This window comes from Bacillus paramobilis (assembly GCF_038096195.1).
GTDB lineage: Bacteria > Bacillota > Bacilli > Bacillales > Bacillaceae_G > Bacillus_A > Bacillus_A mobilis.
Genome location: NZ_CP151108.1, coordinates 2,981,689 through 3,003,299, shown reverse-complemented (window position 1 = coordinate 3,003,299; position 21,611 = coordinate 2,981,689). Strand labels below are relative to the sequence as shown.

Annotated in this window: 23 protein-coding genes; 17 read left to right on the top strand and 6 right to left on the bottom strand. The window is 33.7% G+C overall.

Annotated elements, in window-relative coordinates:
* The first annotated feature begins 60 nt into the window (after positions 1-60).
* The 5 genes from AABL52_RS15465 to AABL52_RS15445 all read left to right on the top strand — a co-directional run bounded on the left by AABL52_RS15465 (position 61) and on the right by AABL52_RS15445 (position 4,968).
* Positions 61-1,323 carry an MFS transporter gene (locus AABL52_RS15465; protein ID WP_236078348.1) on the top strand — a complete coding sequence of 421 codons (1,263 nt, stop codon included), beginning with the start codon at positions 61-63 and terminating at the stop codon, positions 1,321-1,323.
* Between the two features lie 54 nt (positions 1,324-1,377).
* Positions 1,378-2,244: an ABC transporter permease subunit gene (locus AABL52_RS15460; protein ID WP_097845116.1), complete on the top strand. Its 867-nt coding sequence runs from the start codon at positions 1,378-1,380 to the stop codon at positions 2,242-2,244.
* A 1-nt stretch (position 2,245) separates the two neighbouring features.
* Positions 2,246-3,250 (top strand): ABC transporter permease subunit, encoded by a 1,005-nt coding sequence (locus tag AABL52_RS15455; protein WP_120450134.1) that lies wholly within the window; start codon positions 2,246-2,248, stop codon positions 3,248-3,250.
* 117 nt (positions 3,251-3,367) lie between these two features.
* Positions 3,368-4,126, top strand: a complete 759-nt coding sequence (locus AABL52_RS15450; protein ID WP_341517869.1) for an alpha/beta fold hydrolase — start codon at positions 3,368-3,370, stop codon at positions 4,124-4,126.
* On the top strand, positions 4,123-4,968 hold the full coding sequence (locus tag AABL52_RS15445; RefSeq protein WP_341517868.1) for a DUF2785 domain-containing protein: 846 nt from the start codon (positions 4,123-4,125) through the stop codon (positions 4,966-4,968). The genes AABL52_RS15450 and AABL52_RS15445 overlap by 4 nt, the downstream gene beginning before the upstream one ends.
* Positions 4,969-5,280: 312 nt before the next feature.
* Here the strand turns inward: AABL52_RS15445 and AABL52_RS15440 are convergent, their stop codons facing one another.
* Together AABL52_RS15440 and AABL52_RS15435 are read right to left on the bottom strand one after the other, a co-directional pair.
* Positions 5,281-6,981: a pyruvate oxidase gene (locus AABL52_RS15440; RefSeq protein ID WP_341517867.1), complete on the bottom strand. Its 1,701-nt coding sequence runs from the start codon at positions 6,979-6,981 to the stop codon at positions 5,281-5,283.
* An 82-nt stretch (positions 6,982-7,063) separates the two neighbouring features.
* Complete coding sequence (locus tag AABL52_RS15435) at positions 7,064-7,801, bottom strand: ZIP family metal transporter (RefSeq protein WP_341517866.1); 738 nt, start codon at positions 7,799-7,801, stop codon at positions 7,064-7,066.
* A 135-nt stretch (positions 7,802-7,936) separates the two neighbouring features.
* Between AABL52_RS15435 and AABL52_RS15430 the strand changes: the two genes are divergently transcribed.
* Both AABL52_RS15430 and AABL52_RS15425 read left to right on the top strand, forming a co-directional pair.
* The gene (locus tag AABL52_RS15430; protein ID WP_341517865.1) at positions 7,937-8,725 is read left to right on the top strand and encodes a class I SAM-dependent methyltransferase; all 789 of its coding nucleotides are present in this window, start codon (positions 7,937-7,939) and stop codon (positions 8,723-8,725) included.
* Between the two features lie 79 nt (positions 8,726-8,804).
* A complete protein-coding gene (locus AABL52_RS15425; protein WP_001186123.1) occupies positions 8,805-9,671 on the top strand; it encodes an MBL fold metallo-hydrolase in 867 nt (288 codons plus the stop codon).
* A 153-nt stretch (positions 9,672-9,824) separates the two neighbouring features.
* On the opposite strand, the gene AABL52_RS15420 is transcribed toward AABL52_RS15425, so the two are convergent.
* Both AABL52_RS15420 and AABL52_RS15415 read right to left on the bottom strand, forming a co-directional pair.
* Complete coding sequence (locus AABL52_RS15420) at positions 9,825-10,763, bottom strand: nucleoside hydrolase (protein WP_341517864.1); 939 nt, start codon at positions 10,761-10,763, stop codon at positions 9,825-9,827.
* A gap of 37 nt (positions 10,764-10,800) precedes the next feature.
* On the bottom strand, positions 10,801-11,403 hold the full coding sequence (locus AABL52_RS15415; protein ID WP_341517863.1) for a DUF2441 domain-containing protein: 603 nt from the start codon (positions 11,401-11,403) through the stop codon (positions 10,801-10,803).
* A 210-nt stretch (positions 11,404-11,613) separates the two neighbouring features.
* On the opposite strand from AABL52_RS15415, the gene AABL52_RS15410 reads away from it, so the two are divergent.
* The 6 genes from AABL52_RS15410 to AABL52_RS15385 all read left to right on the top strand — a co-directional run bounded on the left by AABL52_RS15410 (position 11,614) and on the right by AABL52_RS15385 (position 15,607).
* The gene (locus AABL52_RS15410) at positions 11,614-12,099 is read left to right on the top strand and encodes a DUF2798 domain-containing protein (RefSeq protein WP_341517862.1); all 486 of its coding nucleotides are present in this window, start codon (positions 11,614-11,616) and stop codon (positions 12,097-12,099) included.
* Positions 12,100-12,274: 175 nt separating this feature from the next.
* Positions 12,275-12,700: a DMT family transporter gene (locus AABL52_RS15405; protein WP_341517861.1), complete on the top strand. Its 426-nt coding sequence runs from the start codon at positions 12,275-12,277 to the stop codon at positions 12,698-12,700.
* A 19-nt stretch (positions 12,701-12,719) separates the two neighbouring features.
* Entirely contained in the window at positions 12,720-13,415 is a 696-nt protein-coding gene (locus AABL52_RS15400; protein WP_340422843.1) for a Crp/Fnr family transcriptional regulator, read from the top strand.
* 16 nt (positions 13,416-13,431) lie between these two features.
* Positions 13,432-13,902: a DMT family transporter gene (locus tag AABL52_RS15395; RefSeq protein ID WP_341517860.1), complete on the top strand. Its 471-nt coding sequence runs from the start codon at positions 13,432-13,434 to the stop codon at positions 13,900-13,902.
* Positions 13,903-14,479: 577 nt separating this feature from the next.
* The gene (locus AABL52_RS15390; RefSeq protein WP_341517859.1) at positions 14,480-14,887 is read left to right on the top strand and encodes a GNAT family N-acetyltransferase; all 408 of its coding nucleotides are present in this window, start codon (positions 14,480-14,482) and stop codon (positions 14,885-14,887) included.
* A gap of 66 nt (positions 14,888-14,953) precedes the next feature.
* On the top strand, positions 14,954-15,607 hold the full coding sequence (locus AABL52_RS15385; protein ID WP_341517858.1) for an MBL fold metallo-hydrolase: 654 nt from the start codon (positions 14,954-14,956) through the stop codon (positions 15,605-15,607).
* A gap of 127 nt (positions 15,608-15,734) precedes the next feature.
* Here the strand turns inward: AABL52_RS15385 and AABL52_RS15380 are convergent, their stop codons facing one another.
* Entirely contained in the window at positions 15,735-16,352 is a 618-nt protein-coding gene (locus tag AABL52_RS15380) for a TetR family transcriptional regulator (protein ID WP_141524388.1), read from the bottom strand.
* 122 nt (positions 16,353-16,474) lie between these two features.
* Between AABL52_RS15380 and AABL52_RS15375 the strand changes: the two genes are divergently transcribed.
* Complete coding sequence (locus tag AABL52_RS15375; RefSeq protein WP_341517857.1) at positions 16,475-18,706, top strand: MMPL family transporter; 2,232 nt, start codon at positions 16,475-16,477, stop codon at positions 18,704-18,706.
* A 47-nt stretch (positions 18,707-18,753) separates the two neighbouring features.
* Here AABL52_RS15375 and AABL52_RS15370 read toward each other — a convergent pair whose 3' ends face one another.
* A complete protein-coding gene (locus AABL52_RS15370; protein ID WP_001060705.1) occupies positions 18,754-18,936 on the bottom strand; it encodes a DUF4021 domain-containing protein in 183 nt (60 codons plus the stop codon).
* A gap of 199 nt (positions 18,937-19,135) precedes the next feature.
* Between AABL52_RS15370 and catA the strand changes: the two genes are divergently transcribed.
* The 3 genes from catA to AABL52_RS15355 all read left to right on the top strand — a co-directional run bounded on the left by catA (position 19,136) and on the right by AABL52_RS15355 (position 21,597).
* The gene (catA, locus tag AABL52_RS15365) at positions 19,136-19,786 is read left to right on the top strand and encodes a type A chloramphenicol O-acetyltransferase (RefSeq protein ID WP_098239472.1); all 651 of its coding nucleotides are present in this window, start codon (positions 19,136-19,138) and stop codon (positions 19,784-19,786) included.
* Between the two features lie 202 nt (positions 19,787-19,988).
* Positions 19,989-20,933, top strand: a complete 945-nt coding sequence (locus AABL52_RS15360) for a GNAT family N-acetyltransferase (protein WP_341517856.1) — start codon at positions 19,989-19,991, stop codon at positions 20,931-20,933.
* Positions 20,934-21,084: 151 nt separating this feature from the next.
* A complete protein-coding gene (locus tag AABL52_RS15355; protein WP_341517855.1) occupies positions 21,085-21,597 on the top strand; it encodes a GNAT family N-acetyltransferase in 513 nt (170 codons plus the stop codon).
* Positions 21,598-21,611: the final 14 nt, after the last annotated feature.

Below are 21,611 nucleotides of genomic sequence, written 5' to 3'. Positions count from 1 at the left end.
ATATAACTTCCGAGAAATGACTAAAAAAATAAAATTTTGTCGAGGGAAAGGGTTAGAAGTATGAAAGAAATGCTACAGTTATTTCGCAACAAAGTGTATGCACGTTTTTTTCTAGCAAATATTTTAGAGCGACTCGGTTCTATGATTGCTGGAATTTCTTTAATGTTTTATTTGCTAGATCAATACGGAAAACAGCCAGTTTACGCAACGATGACACAAATTATGATGGCATTGCCTGCATTAATCTTTTTTCTATTAGTAGGGACAGTAGTGGATCGTTTTGATAGACAGCGTATTTGTACGGTAAGTAACATATGTTGTTCGCTCTGTAATATTGGAATTCTAATTTCGCTTTATTACGGAATGATTATACTCGTCTTTATATTTTTATTTTTGGAAAATGCATGTATACAATTTTTCTCTCCATCAGAACAGTCGATGATACAGGGAGTAGTTGAATCAGACCAATACGGTGCAGCAGCAGGTGTGAATCAAATGGTAAATAGTCTATATGCTTTGTTTGGTGTAGGAATTGCAACGATGGTGTATTGGACTTTTGGAATTTACGGGAGTATTTTAGTGAATACGCTCACTTTTATTATGAGTGGTATTTTGATTCAAACGATTTCCATTCCAGAAAAAGTGCGTTTGCCAAACGGTAGAACAAAATGGAAAGAAGTTAATTTGAAGATGTTAATAACAGAGTTTCAAGAAGGGATCAAGTATATATATCAAAATGACACTTTAAAAAAATTACTTTTAGGATTTATCGTATTTGGACTATTAAATGGTATTTTAAGCGTATCCACTACCTACATATTAAAATATAAATTAGCACCAGCAACGTATGAAAGTTTAGCGATGGTGGGCGGTGTAGTTGGAGGGATTTCATTGTTAATTGGAAGTATAGTAGCAACAAGTGTAGGGAAGAAATATGCACCCAAGCCTATTATTGTCTTTGGTATGGCAGGCTCAGGGGTCTTTTTCGGTATGTGTTACTTTGTAAACCACGTATGGTCTTTTTATGTATGTATCGCTTTTGCGACTTTCTTTTTACCGTTTATTAATGTTGCAATTATGGGCTGGATGTATGAAATTGTAGAAGAATCATTCATGGGACGTGTTCAAAGTTTACTTAGTCCATTAACGACAGGATTTCAGCTGTTATCTCTCGGTGCGATAGCGATGTTGTTCCCGAAATGGATTCGTGCAGATACGTTGTTTATTATTTTATTTGGTTTATTATTTTTTGTTACGTGTTTATATCAAACCATTTTACCTAGTGGGAAGAAACGTGTGCAAGGTATAGTTGAAGAGATGTAATAAATGTGGTTTTTGATTTCTGAATATTCTATCGGATGGTAAGGGGAAATCGTTATGTTGATGCGAATTGTTAAATGGTGTGGGGTTACTTGTTTACAACTAGTAGCTGCAATTTTATGTATAATCTGCCTAGGTGCGCTGCCACGTTTATTTAAGGGATTGCAAATCGATTTAATCGGTTTTTGGAACACGATTGTATTTCTTGGAGGGAAGTTACTACAACCGGGTGAAATTACATATGGATTTCGGGACTCAAGAAAATTATTTCCGCAAATATGGATTCATTATTTTGAAACGATGATTGTATTTCTATCAGCGTTTTTACTATCTTTGCTTATAGCGTATATACTTGTCGTTTGGGTATTGCAACGTTCTCATATGAAACAGAAAATGTGGAACGGGGTTTTTCTTACGTTTGAGAGTATACCGGATATTTTACTTATTTTATTATCACAACTTCTTGTCGTAATTATGTTTCAAAAAACAGGATTTATGCCGGTCAAACTGGCTGGATTAGGGGAAGAAAGGATACGTTTGTTACCAATTATATGTCTTACAATACCAACAACATTATTGTTTATTAAACTATTGTTATTACGATTTAAAGAAGAATTAGAGAAAGAATATAGTTTGTTTGCCAAGAGTAAAGGGTTAAGCTTACGGCATATTTTGACACATCATATTTCAAGAAATGTTTTATTGACGACAATTTATTATGCGAAAACAAATATTTTATTTATGCTTTCCAATTTATATATTATTGAATGGATATTTAATACATATGGTATGTTTGTTTTTGTAAAAGAAAATTCTAAATTAGAAATATTTACAGTGAGTCTAGTAATATTATATGTACCGCTTTTTATACTATTTCGTATATTACATACGCTTTTACAAAATGTGATAAAGGAGCGTGTGTAACATGTGGCAAGTTGTAAAAAGAGATGTGAGATTTTGGGTAGGTATTACTTTTTTGAGTGTACTAATGATTGTTAGTATTGGATATACGGTGTTTTTTGATGGGAATATTCGTGAACTTACGATGATGTATAACGAAAAAGGGGAACTAGAGGCAGCTCCATTTTCACCATCAAGTAAATTTTGGTTTGGAAGTGATGTGAAAGGCCGCGATCTTGTTCAATTAATAATAGAAGGCGCGAAATGGACAGTTGGAGCGAGTATAATTATAGCGATATTACGAGTTATAGTTGGAGGGGGAATTGGTTTACTTCTTGGTATGTATGGTAAACGTTCTTTTCCAGTTATTTCATCCTTTTTTGATCCTTTTAGTATTGTACCGATGGTTATGATTTCTTATTTTATATTAAATGAAGTTTTAACGTTTGATAGTGGAGCAGAAGTTGTGCCATTATATTTGCGTGTGGCATTTCAAATTATAGTACTTGTATGCCTTGCTGTACCAACAGTTATGTTGTATGTAGCGCAAGAAGTAAAGCGTGTTAAGAAAGAAGAATTTATGTTGGCAGCTACTGTGCTCGGCGGAAGTAAGTGGCATAGGTTGAAGCGCCATATATGGCCGCATATGTTACCATCATTTCTTTTATTAGTAGCTCAACAGTTTGTGAGTACTTTATTACTTCTTTTACACCTGGGTTTGTTGCAATTATTTTTTGGTGGAACAATAACCTTCAGTGGAATGGATCCAGATAGTGTAACAAAGGAATGGACGGGCCTAATTGGTCAAAACTTCCGTCACTTAACTACACATACATGGATTGTACTTATACCAATTGCTTTTTATAGTATGACAATATTGGCGGGGAATTTAGTAAGTAATAGTATGCAAGATGCGATTAAACTAGGGAATGTAAGAATATCTAAGAACAAGGATAAAGAAGTGAAGGAAGAGAAACAAATACAGCATACTGTGAATGATTTTTCTTTCTATAGAGAGATACAAAAATAAAGAGAGATAGCTGAAGTTACAAAATGAAAAGCAGTAAAATTATAAAAATATATAATAATCAAATTATTGTAGGGATATCGATAGCATAAAGCCTATAATTGAACTGGGTGATTAAAAGTGACTAAACAAAATAAAAAGATAATTGATATATGTGATAACTATAGACTATTAAATAAATATTCACGTAACAGTATTCCAAGTGTAATCTTCATAGCAGGGTTAGGCGATAGCTATGAAACATGGAATAAAGTCCAAGACCGAATATCGCAAAAAACATCAACCTTTTCCTATAACAGGTCGGGTATTGGCAGGGGGCAAGTCGCATCCGTCCCGACGACTTGCTATGATCTAGTCGAGGAGCTCAACGAATTGTTGCTAGCGCTTGAAGTGGAGAAGCCCTATATATTGGTGGGACATTCTTTTGGTGGTTTGGTCGCTAGATTATATGCCAGCCTTTATCCACTGAACATCTGCGGTATGATTTTGGTTGACGCTGCACCGGAATATAAAGAACTTGCCTATGAAAAGGTTCTACCCGAAAATCTGCTTGCAAGAAATAGGGAATATTACGAGAATCCTATGTTGAATAGTGAGAAGATTGATAAAATACAAAGTTATAAGCAAATCGTTGATCATTCAAAGCAAAGTAACCTCCCTCTTGTAATTATTACAAGAGGTTTACCTGACAATGTTGAAGAGGGATGGCCATCTCAAGAAATATTGGGAATTGAGCAAAGACTCCAAGCAGAATTCCAATGGCTATCAACGTCAAGCAAGTACCGGATTGCTAGTCGAAGTGGACATTATATTCATCATGATGAGCCAGAAGTTGTTATAGAGGAGATTATGTTAATGTTGAAGGAGATGGAGAAATGAGCGATACAAGGACTAAATTGATGCTGGATTTGCAAAGAATTGAGAAGGATGAGTATCAGTTACTCGAAGGTGAGCGGCATCAAGACTTCTTACCTTTGTTACTTCAATATATTGGCGATCCTCAGCCAGAATTACGGGATAACCTGATTTATTCGATGTTTTATATTTGGATTAGAGAAGAGAATAGATTCAGTGAAGAGGAGTTACGAAGCCTCTTAACTGTTCTGACTGATGAGAACCATTTGTTCTATAGTATTGGTAGCGAGGATGATCAGTCAGTTTTTACAAGGACGTTCTCTGCTTTACCTATCGCTTTGATTGTGCAACGTCACAGACAGAATCCATTTTTTAATCAAGCGGAAATTGAGCAATTAATACATGCGATGCTCCGTTATTATAAAGAGGAGAAGGATCTGCGAGGTTACATTTCAGTAGGAGGCTGGGCTCACAGCGCGTCTCATGGTGCGGATGTTTTTGTCGAGCTGGTGCAGTGCGAGGAGAGCAGCGTCGCAATGCTGCGTGAGGTTCTTGTCGCTATTTCTGGCATGCTTCATAATGGTAGACACATTTTTAGCGATGAGGATGATGAGCGGTTGGTAAACATCGTGGATACGATGATTGACAAAGAGTTACTTCCACATCAAGAAATCGCTGATTGGATTAGCGGCTTAGCGCAATGCTGCAATTTGCCGAGAAGTCGCAGTCAGGTGATTGCTCGCGTGAACAGCAAAAATTTTTTACGCAGTCTCTATTTCAGAAGGGGAAAAGATAGCCGAGGGAATGAGCTTAACACTGTCATATTTAGTACTGAGGCAGTTTTGAACAGGTTTTCTTTCAGTTAAAGGGTTAGAGGGGCCGTCCCAAAAGCCATGGAAAATTGGCTGAGGGACTTTGCCCCTTTTTATGTCAAGAAAAACAAAAAGAAACCATCCATTGGTAAAATGGAAGTACCACCCACCACGCACAAAAGGAGAGGCAATGGCTGCAATTAAGGCCGTTTTTTCTCATTGAACTAAAGGGCAGCATTTCTATAAAGCTTATTGAATTAACGAATGCTTTAGTTCAATAAGGCCTAAAAATGTGTTTTAGTACATGTACAAAAAAGGATAGATAATGCATAATACTTTCTGCTTTATCTATCCTCGTCTTTTCGTTTAAAGTGGTGGTAAATCAATCTTACCTTCTTCAAATAATTCTTTTATCATATGCTTCGTATAACCAGCTGCTTGACCAAATGTGATTTTTGCTGGCATTGGTGCTTCGTTAGCATCAACAACTATATCAATAATACACGGTCTATTTTGCTTTACCGCACTTTCGAAAGCAGGAAGTAGTTCATCTACATTCTCAACACGGTATCCAATACCTCCGCACGCCTCTGCGTATTTTGCAAAATCAGGGTTTGTTAAGTCTGTACCAAATTCGATATTCCCCATAACTTCTTGTTCGAATTTAATCATGGCGATCTTATTATTATTTAAAACGACGACAACGATTGGCAGTTTATATTTAACAGCTGTTACGAAATCGTTCATTGTCATTCCGAAACCACCATCACCACAAACAGCAAATACTTGTTTATCCGGGAAAGCAATTTTTCCAGCAAGGGCACCAGGTAAACCGCAGCCAAGAGTTGCGAGCCAGCTAGAAATAATAAATTGCTGATTTGTCATACGGAAGTGCCTTGCTGTCCAAACGGTTACATTTCCGACATCGACTGATAATATTGCATCATCATGAGCTACTTGTTGCAGTGCATGCAAAACACGTTGTGGCTTAATTGGAGTAGAAGAATCGTCTTCTTGATTGTGTAATTTTTCCTCCCACTTTTTCATCATTTCTTGATGATGCTCTAAGAAGGAATGGTCCTCGTGTTTTTCTACATTTTCAATTAACCATTTTAATGTTTTATCAGCATCACCAGCTAAGCCGATATCTGTTACGTAACGTTTTCCGATTTGGGCAGGATCAGTATCGATATGGATTGTTTTTGCTTTTTCGGGTAAGAAACCAGTGAACGGATAAGAAGTACCAATCATAATTAAAGTATCTGCATGTTTCATTGCATCATAAGAAGGTTTCGTTCCAATTAATCCTAATCCACCGATGCAAAGTGGATGTTCATCAGGGATAATCCCTTTAGCTGGTAATGTAAGTACGATTGGAGCACCAATGTGTTCCGCGAAAGTAAGTAAAGATTCTCTCGCATGTTTCGCACCTTTTCCAGCTAAAATAACAGGCTTTTTCGCTTCATTTATTGCGAGTTTTGCAGCATGTAAATCTTCTTCTTGCGGAAATAACTCAGGTAATGTAAAAGAAGTATTTGTAACACGAGCCCCACTTTTTATTTCAAATTTCGGAACATCATCTGGAATTGTAAGAACAGATACACCTTTTTTCGTATAAGCCATTCGAATCGCTTGATTCACGACAGCTGGTAGCTGTTCTGCTGACATAATGCGCTGGTTATAAACCGCAACATCATCGAATAATCTTTCTAAGTTTACTTCTTGGAAAAAATCCGTCCCGAGTAAATCGGTTTCTACTTGACCTGAAATTGCTAGAACAGGGGCTTTATCGAGTTTTGCATCATACAAACCATTTAATAAATGAATAGCACCTGGCCCTGCGATTGCCATACAAACGCCGAGTTTTCCTGTTAACTTAGCATAGGCAGCAGCAGCTAGTGCGCCAGCTTCTTCATGGCGAACTTGAATAAATTTGATTTTATCTTGTTTTTTTCTTAAAGCTTCAATTATAGAATTGATGGAATCTCCAGGCATTCCGTATATGTGTTCTACCCCCCAGTCAATTAATAGGTCAACTAGTGCTTCACCGGCTGTTTTCCCAAACATAATTTTTCCTCCTTATAATTAGGTAGATACTATTATGTTTTGGAGAAAAAGGAAAAATATACAAATGATTATATTATTATCTTTAATGATGAGCAGTAAATAGTGTAAATACTGTTATTAGTAAAAAACCGCTAGTTGCCCATGTTAAAAATGTAAGGAAGGAGAGCTGTTTTTTAGCCTTCCAAAGCATTTCATGAATTGTGACATAGCCAAGTGAACCGATAGCGCTCCCCATAATGAGCCCTTGTAAATGTAGAGCCTTTCCTTCCATCAAAATGCCAAAAACAGTACCAGTTCCGAGAATAAGTGAAAGTAATAAAGTCGTTAATAAAAATGAAATGTATTTATGCTTTGTAAAGAGGAAGGGGATGATTAATGCTAGGCCTTCAGGAATATGGTGAATTACAATCGCAAGTAAGAAAGGAATGGCAGAATCATTATGATTTATAAATGCTGTACCTAATGCAAAGCCACTCGGCAAATTATGAATAAATATAGCAAAAGAAAGAAAAAGGAAAGTTTGCCATGCTTGTTGATCTTTTTTATGTATCATTGGATGATGACAATAGTTATCTAATAAGCTCATAACTAAAATACCGATAGCTATACCGAGTATAGGGCCGATTATTTCATAGCTTGCAAATGTTTCAGGAATAATTTCAAGGGATAAAAGCCCAAGCAAAATTCCGCCACATAATGCATATAAACGATGCATTTTTTCCTCAATTAGCTGGCGCGTAGCAATGCCGACAGCACCGCCTAATAGTAATCCACCGAATGAAAAAAATGTAACTATCATAGGAATCCATAATCGTTCCATCGTATCACACTCCGATTCTTCCACTTATTTTTAGCTTACGAAAAGGAAAGTTAGATTAGTCCAAGTAATTGTGTTTGATTATAGAGAAAAAACTAATAATTCGTTATAATTTATATATTAAACTTAAGTGGAAATATGAAATGGGGAATACGTTTGCAAACAAAGTGGAGTCTATCTGAATATGAAAATCCAAAACGATATGATATAGAAAATAAAAGTTTATCAGATTTTCCGTTTTTACTATCATGGGCAAAAAAACTAAATATACAAAATGAATGGATTCTAGATATTGCCTGCGGTACAGGAAGGGTTACAATTCCATTTATAGAAAATGGATATCAAATGATTGGTGTAGATATACATGAAGGTATGCTTGCTGAAGCGAAGAGAAAATCTACGGAGTGTAAAAAAGTAAAATGGCTACAACAAGACTGCTTACAATTAAAGATTGAAGAAACGATTCCGTTAGCATTTATGGTTGGCCACGGATTTCAGCATTTTCTTACGAATACTGATCAAAATAATTTATTAACATCTATCCATCATGTGTTAGCTGATAATGGTATATTTATATTCGATACACGTTTTCCTTCAAAAGAAGAATTAATACAACCATCTACAGAAGAATATTGGACAACTATTAGTGATGAAATGGGAAGAAAATGTAATTTATATACTGAAATGACATACGATTCAATTCAGCAAATACAGCACTACATAACAACAAGAAGATTTTATGAGGATGATGGGCAAGTAGAGGAACTGAAAACAACGATTGATCTGCGCTATACATATCCGCAGGAGTTAGAAAGATTATTAGCAGCGAATGGTTTTGAATTATTACATATATTTAATGATTGGGAAGGAAATGAGTTAGGGGAAGACTGCTATTCTATGGTAGTAGTTTGCCGGAAGAAAAAATAGTGTTATTTCATGCTATGTGCTGGATGAAGGTTTTACAGATAATAATTGAAGAGAATAGTAGTAAATGGAGGAGCTAATTATGCAGCAAATTAAAAAAATAGGAAACTCATTTTGGTATATGACACCTGTTTCTGAAACAGATAGACCTATATTAGGAATGGTCGTTGGACAAGAAAAAACTGTAATGATTGATGCGGGGAATTCAGAAGAACATGCACAATTATTTCTAGAAATGCTACAAGAACAGAATGTACCAAGTCCGGATTTCGTAGCATTAACGCATTGGCACTGGGATCATATTTTTGGATTGCCTGTACTACAAGATGCATTAACTATTGCGCATGCTGAAACGAAAAAAGAAATGCAATCACTAGTATCTTATGAATGGACAGATGAAGCGTTGGACTCACGCGTAAAAGAGGGTACTGAAATTGCATTTTGTGCGGATTGCATCAAGAAAGAGTTTGAAGAAAAAGAGAGAAATATTAAAATTATTCCTCCAACCTTAACGTTCCAGGATCAAATTGAATTAGACCTTGGTGAAGTGACATGCGTGTTAAAACATGTCGGCGGAGATCATGCACATGATTCAGTTGTTATTTACGTGAAAGAAGAAAAGATATTATTTTTAGGAGACTGTATATATGCAAATATCTTTTCTTCAAAGTGGAACTATTCGACGAAACGAACGTTTAAATTAATAGAAGAGTTGGAGGCATTTGATGCTGAAACTTATATTCTTTCTCATGGGACAGCTATAAGCCGGGCTGAGTTTTTACAAGAAATGCATTTATTAAAAACAGTGGGAACTTATACAGAAATTCATAAAGGCGTTGAAGAGAGCATAAAGGAAGCATATAAACAAAACGTAAATAGAGAATTAAATGAAGATGAAATAGAAACAATAACGTTTTTTGTAAATGGTTATGAAATGAATAATCTGTAAGACACTACATTAATCAAATTGGACAAAAAGAGTATTGAAATATAATTCAATACTCTTTTCAATAGTTAAATATGTAGTTTCAACCACATTCTAAATAGGGGTTTATCGTCTGAAATAATGCCATTATATTTATTTTTTCGTATAGATAGTGGTTTAAGTAGAAGCTTTCTTGGCTAATTCAGTTATATAGTTAAAAAATCCATTGTGGTGTACATCATATACTACGTTTACAGGTCGCCCACCATCAAATTCCACTGTACGCCCCTGGCTAGGTCCATTTGTATGAACACTACTATTAATTGTTTGTAATTTTGCAAGATCAGGTTTTCCTACAAACGCAGCAGTTAATACATCCCACAAATAGTAAGTAGAGTTCGTTGAGAAGTGAACGAGAGGAGGGACCATTGCATAGCATTGACCAAGGAAATCAATACCGATATATTTTCTCTCTTTTGCCCAACGTTCACGTATGTCTATAGTTAATGGGACTTGGTTTGTACTTTCTAGTGTCACTAAGTCAATTTTAATTTTTGATTCCCAAACACGAGCTACTGCTTCAGGGTCCCAAAACGAATTCCACTCAGCTGTTCCATCATGTTCGGGTTCATGAACATTGCCGGCAGTACGAAATGTTCCTCCCATCCAAACAAGGCGCTCAATTTTTTCTTCGATTACAGGTGCTTCATATAGTGCACGGGCTAAATCGGTAAGCGGACCTGTAAATAATAAAGTTGTTTTCTCTTCAGTTTGTAGTAGGGTTTCAATTAAGTGGTGATGTGCAGGTTTTGCCGCTATAGGTGTTACAACTTTTCCAGACTCATTTAAAATTGGTAAAGCATCTACATAAAATGCATGCATCCGCCAGTCTGTTGGAAATGGATTTTTCGCACGGGAATTTGATGCAGCTACTTCAATATTTCCATTGCCGAAGCGATCAATAATTTTGCGACTTGCAGACATTGCTGGTTCTAAATAGCAATCTGCAGGGATAACGGAAACACCTGTAAGCTTGACATTATCCATCTGGAGTAATAAAAATAGTGAAATTAAATCATCCACACCAGCATCATGATTGAAGTACACTTTTTTCATCTTTGTTAATCTCCATCCTATATGATTTAGTTAGGAATTAAATATGAATTGCGGAAAAATCATCAATAATTTTCACAATTTCAATTTTTTCATTGATCAGTAACTCAGGAAGTTCATTACTAACGTTTCCTCTCCAATACTCTCTAGCTTGTTCAATTTTTTGAGAAAAAGGAATACCATCTTCTTTCGGTAAAAGATTTCCATCACCTTCAAAACAATGTCCAATTACCCGTAGTTTAACAACCTGCAAAACTTCTCGATTGTAAGAATCAAATAATGCTTTCCATTTTAAAGCATCTTCATAGCTATTTGCAGCATATAAACAAGATAATCTCGAAGGGTATTCAGGGAATTCTTGTAGCCTAACCATTTCTACAATCGTTTCTCTAACGGCTCTAATTGTTTGATCCATATAATCCATAATTACTTTAGCATTTTCATTCTTTATGTGTAATTCTTCATTTGTATAATGTTCTTTTAAAATTTGCATAGCATCTTCACCGTTAGAATTTAAATGTTCTCTTTCAAAAAAGAACTGAAATAGGGTATTCGTTTGATTTTTATTGAAATGAATGATTTGTCCCATCTTCATTTTTTTCTTTGTTACGATGTGATATGCGTAAAACTCTTGTTCATACATAGTTATCCTCCTAGTAGTAATGTTATTTAATGTTAAATTTAGTAATTCAACATTGAAATATATAAAACCTTTATAAGTAAACGTGTGAATTTGAGCAGAAAGGAAAGAAAATATGATAACGCTTTAAATTTGTTCACAAAATGTTCACTTACGAAGAGGTTTCCACAATCGATATAATGACAAAGACTTAAACAGAAAGGATGATAGAAATTGCCAACAACAAGAAAGGAAAACCTTCAGTTTGGTATGATGATGTGCCTTGGGATGGTTATTGTAATGACGTTTTATAATTTATTCATGAACGGAACAGGGGGACCAATTCATATTAAGGAGATCGCATTAGAACTACTAATTGGATTCATTATTGCACTATTAATTGAAATATGTATCGTTGGACCTTGTGCGAAAAAACTTGTCCTCGCGTTACCGTTTGATAAATCCAAAAAAGTAAATATTATTATTGCGATGGCGACAGCTATGGTAATGGGAATGGTTTTCTTTATGTCTTTTTACGGAATGGCTATGATGTATTTACATGGTGGACTACAAGGAGACTCGTTTATTTCGATGTATTTTTCAATTTTTATTAAAAATTTCATTATGGCGTATCCATTACAATTAATAATTATGGGGCCGCTTGTGCGTTTTATATTTGGAAAGTTTGTTATGAAGAATAAACCTGTTAATGTAGCGTAGTTATTATTATTAAAATTATATATATTAATGAACAAAAAACACACCTCAATTATTTTGATGTGTGTTTTTTTGTTCATTCGCAGTTATTTTCATACTGATGTGACATTTGTCCTTTTGCCTTTATAGGAATATAGCGTTTAATTAAGTCAGAAATAGAAGGTTAGGAGATGATTCTTTGAAAGGTATTATATTTGCTGTTTTAGCTGGCGTACTTATTACACTACAAGGCACATTTAATGCGAAACTTAGTTCACATATCGGTATATGGTCGACGAGTATTATTACGCATTTCATTGGATTCCTTATTGCAACAACAATATTTTTGTTAAAGAAAGAAGAGAAAATAGCGGATTTGAAGGATGTGAAAAAAATATATTTAGTAGCTGGTGCACTTGGCGGGTTAATTATTTGTGCAGAAACAGTAGCGATACATTCAATGGGAGTTACATTAACAGCTGGAACACTTATGGTTGCTCAATTATTAACAGCAACTCTTATTGAAATGAAGGGATTATTTCAAATAAAAAAGATACAGATGGAGAGATATCATATTGTGGGAACCATAGTAATGATTATAGGGATTGTTGTATTTAATATGTAAATGGAAGGAGGAAATGAATGTGGAGAACAGATCAGATTTAATTATTCATTATTTGAAAACCAATAAAACGCTCGAGGCTTTTTCAGAAATAGGTACAGCTTATTTTCAATTAAATCATTTTGAAAAAGGCGAGCTTATTTGCAATATAGATGACGAAATGGATCGTTTATATTTTGTTGTTAAAGGTAAAGTAAAAGTTTACACGATTACACCAGAAGGAAAGAAACTAATCCTGCGCTTTATCAATCCATTGGCGGTTGTTGGTGATATTGAATTCATACAAAATAGCAAAGCGCATAATGCGGTTGAAGCTTGTTCAGAAGTTGTAGCAATCTCTATTTCTCATACGGTTATTAAAAACAAGTTATTACAAAATCCTAAATTAATGAGGTTCTTGCTAGAAAATATTGCGAACACGTTAAAAATATCGACTCGTTTTACAGCTCTTAATTTACTTTATCCAGTAGAAGTACGTGTAGCTAGTTATTTACTTTCTATTTCTACTGATAGTAACGGGAATATGTATAAAAAAGATTTGGATGCAACTTCGATATCAAGTATTGCGGATTTTATAGGAGTAAGTTATCGGCACGTAATTCGGGTGTTACAAAAATTTTATAAAGAAAAATTAATTGAAAAGAACAATGGAGTTATTGTAATTAAAGATTTTTTTAGAATGAAGGAAGTTGCTAAAAATAATATATATGAGCAATGAATAGGGGAGAGGGAATATGATTGGATTTAGTTTAGCTATAATAGCTGGCGTATTAATTAGCGTACAATCTGTTTTTAATGCAAAGGTAAATGAAAGTGTAGGACAGTGGTTAACAACAGCATGTGTTCTTGGAATAGGTCTCATAAGTTCTATTCTATTTTATATCATTACAGAAAACAGTATTAGCATTAAAGTGTATACTACAAATTATTTGTTTTATGTAAGTGGATTGTTTGGCATCGGGTTAATTATTTGTATAATGGGTGCAATAAAGAGTTTAGGTCCAGCGTATACGGTGTTAATTAGCCTTATTACTCAATTGGTCGTTGCGTTATCCATTGATACATTTGGATTGTTCGGAATGGAGAGCGTCCCATTACAAATAAATAAGTTAGTTGGTATAGGCTTATTAATTTTTGGAGTAGGCATTTTTAAAAATATCTTTTCGAATAAGAAAGATATTAATATAAATGAGGATAGAGCTTAAATACATTACAGGGAGAGTTTTGAATGATTAGAGTAATAGTAGTGAATACTCTTTTTGTGAAGGTATTACATTTATTTGAGGAAATCGTAAGTTATCAATTAGCACAGTTGAAAAATAAGTAAAGAAGCCTTAGATAAATTGTGATCTTATATATGCACTTATTCTTTTGAAGTTATGTGAACTATCGTAATAGGATAAGTATCTATAAAGTAGTCTATGATTAAAATTAAATATTACCTAGTATATTAAACTAATGAATACAATGTCTTTTTCAGTTATTATGCTGTAAAAAAATTTATGGTAAAATCTAAAACATAATGAAATAAAGGGGTAGTATTATATGGGTTATTTCTCAAACAGTTTATTAGTGTTGTTTGTCCTGATCGTCTGTAGTTGTATGATTTTTGGTTAATAATATAATGATGGATTTATATAAAAGAAGTTAACTGAGGAGAAGTTAGCTTCTTTTTATTTTATGTTGAGAAGGAATTATATTGTTGTTATGGAAGTTTGTTTATATTTTATAAAATTACCCTTTTATAAAATATAAACAATCGATAGAGTTAGGAGTATTTACATGAATAATAGTATAAATTACACAATAGAACACCCAAAAAATTTCAATGGATTATTAACTGTATATGAATCTTTAGGTTGGAATTCTCTTCAATTAATGGTTAACGAATTAGAACAAATGTGTAAACAAAGTTGGTATGTAATATATGCTTTTGATGATAAGAAGTTAGTAGGGATGGGACGTATTATATCGGATGGTGTAATTACGGGCGTTATTTGTGGTGTTTGTGTATTGCCAGAGTATCAGTCCATTGGTATTGGAAAAGAAATAGTAGAACGATTAATCCATCACTGTGAACAAAACAAGGTTATTCCTCAACTTATGTGTGTGGAAAAATTGCAATCTTATTATGAATCTATAGGGTTTGAGGCATTTTCTGTTGGAATGACAAAACATATTATAAGATAGTGGAGCTTTGTATTTCCAGCTTACTCGTACGTATCTTCAAGCTTCAGTATAAAGGAGAGTTGCTGTATGGAGATTGCTAAAGGGATAGAAATGTTACAACTTGAGTTTCAAGAATTTATTATTCACCCAATTCTTTTATGGGATGATGAAATGGCAGTGTTAATAGATACTGGTTTCCCTGGACAATTTGAAGATATACAAATAGAGATGGAGAAAGTTGGGGTATCTTTTGATAAGCTAAAAGTTGTGATTTTGACACATCAGGATATAGATCATATAGGTAGCCTTCCTGATTTATTGGAGAATGGTGTAAGTGATATTAAAGTTTATGCGCACGAGTTAGATAAACCTTATATTGAAGGGGAGTTTCCTTTACTGAAGGATGGACAAGTAAAGAATCCACCAAAAGGAAAAGTGAGTGATACTGTGATTGATGGGCAAGAACTGCCATATTGCGGTGGGATATTAATTTTACATACCCCAGGGCACACTCCTGGTCATATTAGTTTATATATGAAGCAAAGTAAAACTCTTATCGCGGGTGACTCTATGTATAGTGTAAATGGAAAGTTAGGAGGAATTCACGCCCCAACAACTTTAAATGTTAAGGAAGCACAACAGTCTTTGAAGAAGTATTCAAATCTAGATATTAAATCGGTAGTTTGTTACCATGGGGGATTAAGTAAGGAGAATATAAAGATTCAAATTCAAAATTTGTAAAAGTTGAAGAGGAATTTTTTGTTAAACTGTCATGAAGTATAATCTAATTAATAGTTAATAAATAATAAAAGAGCATGTTTGAATTTTTTTCAAACATGCTCTTTTATTAAATGAAATCTATTTAAGATTAACGGCCTAACCCGTTCCAATAAAAAGAAACGATTTCTTGGGCTAATTCATCTATATTTGTAAGAATAGGATTGTGATTTTCATCTTTAAAATTCCCAATTGATAATAAAGATACGAATGCATGAGCCGCAAAAGTAGCGTTTCCTCTTGGGATTTCTCCAATTTGCATTGCATCATCAAGTGCTTTTTCTAATACTTCATACATGTTGTCTTCAGCATTTTTTAATTGTTTCAATTGTTCTTCAGATAATGATAGTTTTGCATCTTTCATAAAATTCTTCATATCAATATCCATCGTTGCGTGTAAGTAGACTTTAGCGAAGTCCAATAATCTTTCTTTTAAAGTCTTATTTGTAGAAAGGATTTGAGACATATTTTCGCGTATACGTACCATCATTTGAATCATAGTAGCGGTAAATAAATCTGCTTTTGTTGAATAGTAATAGTAGACGGTTGCTTTCGTAACACCACAAACTTTTGCAACTTCATCCATGGAAACGACTTGATAATTTTGAGTAAGAAATAGCCGAGTTGCAACTTCTAAAATCATTTCTTTTTTAGATTTTGTATTTTTATTTTGACGAGGCCTTCCGAGAGGACGTTGTTTTTGTTCCAAATCCATTCGCTCCTGACATGTATTGTTGAGATAATTATAACACAAATTTTTATTCAATCTTGATTAATTAACCGACCAGTATATATAATTAATGGTAGAGGAAAAAAGGAAGGTGGGTTTTTATGAAAAAGCACCCGTTACATATGTTAGGGAGGCTTGTAGCAGGGAAGCATACGCAGTGGATAACTTTATCGATTTGGATTCTTATTACATTAGTACTTTCATTTACATTGCCACAAGTAAACAGTACGAAAGAACCGAATCCGAAAAATTTACCTGAAACAGCTATGTCGCAGCAAGCGGAAGCACTTATGAAAAAAGAGTTTCCGAATAATGCAGGGAATCCTTTATTAGTAGTATGGTATAAGGATGGTGGATTACAGTCACAGGATTATAAACTCATACAAGACGTTTATAAAGAGTTAAAAGCTAGTCCTTTAAAGGAGCAATCAACGTTACCGCCATTTGATACATTACCAGAACAAGTATTATCAAAAAGTGCATCAAAAGATGGTACATCATTTGTTACACCGGTATTCTTTAACAAGGAAGCTGGAACAGATATATTAAAAGGAAATCTTGATGATTTAAAAAACATAGTGAATAGTAAGATCGATGAAGATCCATTCAAACGAAAACTAAGTGACGCTGGCTTACACGTACGATTATCTGGACCTGTAGGTATTCAAACGGATGCAGTTAGCTTATTTAGTCAAGCAGATGTGAAATTATTAATTGCTACTGTATTACTCGTATTAGTTTTATTAATTTTACTGTACCGTTCACCGATTTTAGCAATTTTACCTTTACTTGTTGTTGGCTTTGCATACGGTATTATTAGTCCTACGCTTGGTTTTTTAGCTGATCACGGATGGATTAAAGTAGATGCTCAGGCGATATCAATCATGACAGTATTATTGTTTGGTGCTGGAACGGACTATTGTTTATTTTTAATTTCAAGATATCGAGAGTACTTGCTAGAAGAAGAAAGTAAATATAAGGCGCTGCAACTTGCAATTAAAGCTTCTGGTGGAGCAATTATAATGAGTGCGTTAACTGTTGTACTTGGATTAGGAACATTATTACTTGCTCATTATGGTGCCTTTCATCGATTTGCAGTACCATTTAGTGTTGCTGTATTCATAATGGGCATTGCTGCTTTAACAATTTTACCAGCGTTATTATTAATTTTTGGTAGAGCTGCATTCTTCCCATTTATACCGAGAACAGCTTCAATGAATGAAGAATTTGCAAGAAAGAAAAAGAAAGTCGTAAAAGTTAAAAAATCAAAAGGTGCCTTTAGTAAAAAACTTGGAGATGTTGTAGTACGAAGACCGTGGACAATAATTATGCTTACTGTATTTGTATTAGGTGGATTGGCATCATTTGTACCACGTATTCAATACACATATGACTTATTAGAATCGTTTCCAAAAGATATGCCTTCACGCGAAGGGTTTACGTTAATTAGTGATCATTTCTCAGCTGGTGAACTAGCGCCAGTAAAAGTTGCTGTTGATTCGAAGGGGAAAGAGCTTCCTATTAAAGAAGAACTAGAGAAGTTTTCTTTCGTAAAAACTGTGAAAGATCCAAAAGAGGGCAAAGAAAATAAGCAAATACAAATGTATGAGGTTTCTTTAGTTGAAAATCCATACTCAATTGAAGCGTTAGATCAAGTCCCTAAATTGAAAAACAGTGTAGAAAAAGTATTAAAAGATGCTGGGGTTAGTAATGCAGAAGATCAACTATGGATTGGCGGAGAAACGGCGTCATTATATGATACAAAGCAAATTACGGAACGTGATGAATCAGTTATCATTCCAGTAATGATTAGTATTATAGCTTTATTATTACTTGTTTACTTGCGATCAATTGTTGCGATGATTTATTTAATTGTAACTGTTGTATTATCGTTCTTCTCGGCATTAGGAGCAGGGTGGTTATTACTTCATTATGGTATGGGAGCGCCGGCCATTCAAGGTGCAATACCGTTATACGCATTTGTATTTTTAGTTGCTTTAGGTGAAGATTATAATATTTTTATGGTTTCAGAAATATGGAAAAACAGAAAGACACAAAATCATTTGGATGCAGTAAAAAATGGGGTTATACAAACAGGTAGTGTCATTACATCAGCAGGTTTAATTTTAGCAGGAACTTTTGCGGTATTAGGTACACTTCCAATTCAAGTTCTTGTTCAATTTGGTATTGTAACTGCAATTGGTGTACTACTAGATACGTTTATTGTTAGACCGTTACTTGTACCAGCAATTACAGTTGTTCTAGGACGCTTTGCTTTTTGGCCAGGAAAGCTTTCGAGAAAGAGTGAAGAAGTACAAAAGGTGGATGCATAGTTAAGAAAGCCAAGGATATTTTCCTTGGCTTTTTTCTATGTAGTCCATTAATTTTTTGAATTTAAATCTTCAGTTTCAGTGTGATCAGCATCTTCAATAATAGTTTCTGGCATTCCATATAAGCCGTTCATTGCTTGTTCTTCGATATTAAGATTTGCAGTATTATCATTTTGAATAGGTGTAGCGTTTTCGGTAACAGTTTCTTTTTTATTTACATTTTTGTTATTCATGTAGGCATCCTCCGAATTTCATTTGATTTATTTATAGTATGTGGATGTATTTCTAGAAATATGTGAACGGATTTTTGCAGATGTTATATAATTTAATAAAAACTTGAGGATAAATTTAAATTGTAAGGAGTGAAAAATTGTGGTGAGAACAAGAAAGTTAGCCTTCTAAAATAAAATGAAATTTTAGGAGGCTATTAAAATGAGGTTTCATATAATTGACAGAGAAAATTGGAATAGAGAGCAGTATTTTGAACATTATTTAAAGTTGAAATGTACGTTTAGTGTGACTGTGAATGTTGATATTACGAGGTTATTAAAGGAATTACATCAAAAGGGAATAAAATTTTATCCCGTTTTTATTTATTTAATTTCTAGAGTAATAAATAATCATAAAGAATTTCGAACATGTTTGAACGATGAAGGAGTTTTAGGCTATTGGGAGGAAATGATACCAAGTTATACAATCTTCCATAAAGATGATAAGTCTTTTTCAAGTATATGGACGGATTATTCTAGTGATTTCCACATATTCTATAAAAATTACGAAGAAGATATGAGATGCTATACTAATGTGCATGGTCTCTTCACGAAAGAGAATATGCCGCCAAATGTTTTTCCGATTTCTAGCATACCTTGGGCTAGTTTTACTGGATTTAATCTAAATATTAATAATGATGGTGATTTTCTATTACCGATTATAACTTGTGGGAAATATTTTAATGAAGAGAATAAGGTTATACTACCAGTTTCATTGCAAGTACATCATTCGGTTTGTGATGGATATCATGCGAGTCGATTTATAGAGGATTTACAGAAGTTAAGTAATAGTTGTAACGAGTGGCTTAATTAATATCTAATCTTTAATTATACACAATTGAAAATGAAAAAAAGAAGAGAACATGTTTATATAGCATGGTCTCTTTTTATTCATTAATACTAATAAATAGTGGAAGATATAGGTTGATTTGTAGTTTAATAGTAAATAGAATGATTGATTTTAATTTTCTGTATTTTATATCTATATCGTTCACAAAACTTATTATTTTGTAACAATGAAGGGGAAAACAAAAATGACAATAATATCTATAGAAAAAGCTTCAATTCTAGATGCAGAAAAATTAACAGAAATAATGGCAAGAACATTTGATGAAGAAGCAAAACGATGGCTATGCGGTCAAGGGGATGTAATTGACTATAACATACAACCACCAGGTTATTCTTCAGTTGAAATGATGAAATATTCGATTGAAGAATTGGATTGTTACAAAGTGATAATGGGCGGAAAAATAATCGGGGGAATTATAGTTACGATCTCAGGTAAGTCATATGGCCGAATTGATCGTATTTTTGTAGAACCTGTTTATCAAGGAAAAGGAATTGGTTCACATGTTATTAAATTAATAGAAGCGAAATATCCGAACATAAGAATTTGGGATCTCGAAACATCCAGTAGACAACGTAATAATCATCATTTTTATAAAAAAATGGGCTATGAAATAATTTTTAAATCTGAAGATGAGTATTGTTATGTAAAAAGAATAACTGTAGAGTCGGTTGAAGGGAACCTAATAAAGAATAAAGATATGAAAAATAGCCAATACGAAAACTGTAATCTAGCAAATACAGAGTATTATCAAGTGAATGCAAAAAACAGTTCATTTGTTGGGAGTAATATGATGCATATGGATATGAGTAATTGTAATGTAAGTCAATCAAAATTTAGAAATATAAATTTTAGAAGTTCTTCATATGCAGATTTAAATCTTTCAGGTAGTAAATTTAATTTTGTGACTTTAGGTGGAGTTCAATTTAAAGATACAAGTCTTGGAGAAGATAAAAATCCTATTTTATTTAATAGATGTGATTTAGAAGGTAGTACGATTAGTAATAGTAATATGAAAAATATTGAAATAGAAAATTGTGATATAACTGGTATGAAAATAAATGGTATTCCAATTGAAAATCTTCTTGAGTTATATAATAAAGTAAAAAGTTAACCTGTAATTCGGTGTAGGTAAGGTGTTCGTAAATCGGATGCTATATTGAAATAATTATGTAAAAATAACATAAAGAAATAAAGAGAAGAAGGGATTTCGCCCAGGGTTCTAGAATGGAAATGTATTGTTATGGATATGGAGGAGAGAAGATATGGGGATCAAAGTAAGAGCGGTAGAAATTCAAGATGCTAGAGCTATTCATCGTATATGTATACAAGATGATGTTTTACCTTATATGGTTTTCTTACCAAGCATGCGTGTAGATGCAATGGAAAATAGAATTCGAAATTTAGCGCCAAATCAATTTGAATTTGTTGCAGAGTATGATGGGGAAGTTGTTGGTTTTGTTGGGTTAACCCAAAGCCCGGGACGTAGATCTCATTCGGGTGATTTATTTATAGGGGTAGATAGTGAATATCAAAATAAGGGCATTGGGAAAGCACTTCTTACTAAAATGCTTGATTTAGCTGATAATTGGTTAATGTTAGAGCGAGTAGAGCTTGGTGTTTTAGAAACGAATCCTAAAGCGAAGTCACTATATGAAAAATTCGGATTTGTAGAAGAGGGAGTAAAGATAGGGAATTTGAAGGCTCACGGAAAGTTTATAAATGAAATTATGATGAGTCGTTTTAGACCTGATGGTTTAATCGTACATAATGAATAGTGAAAAGCATGACA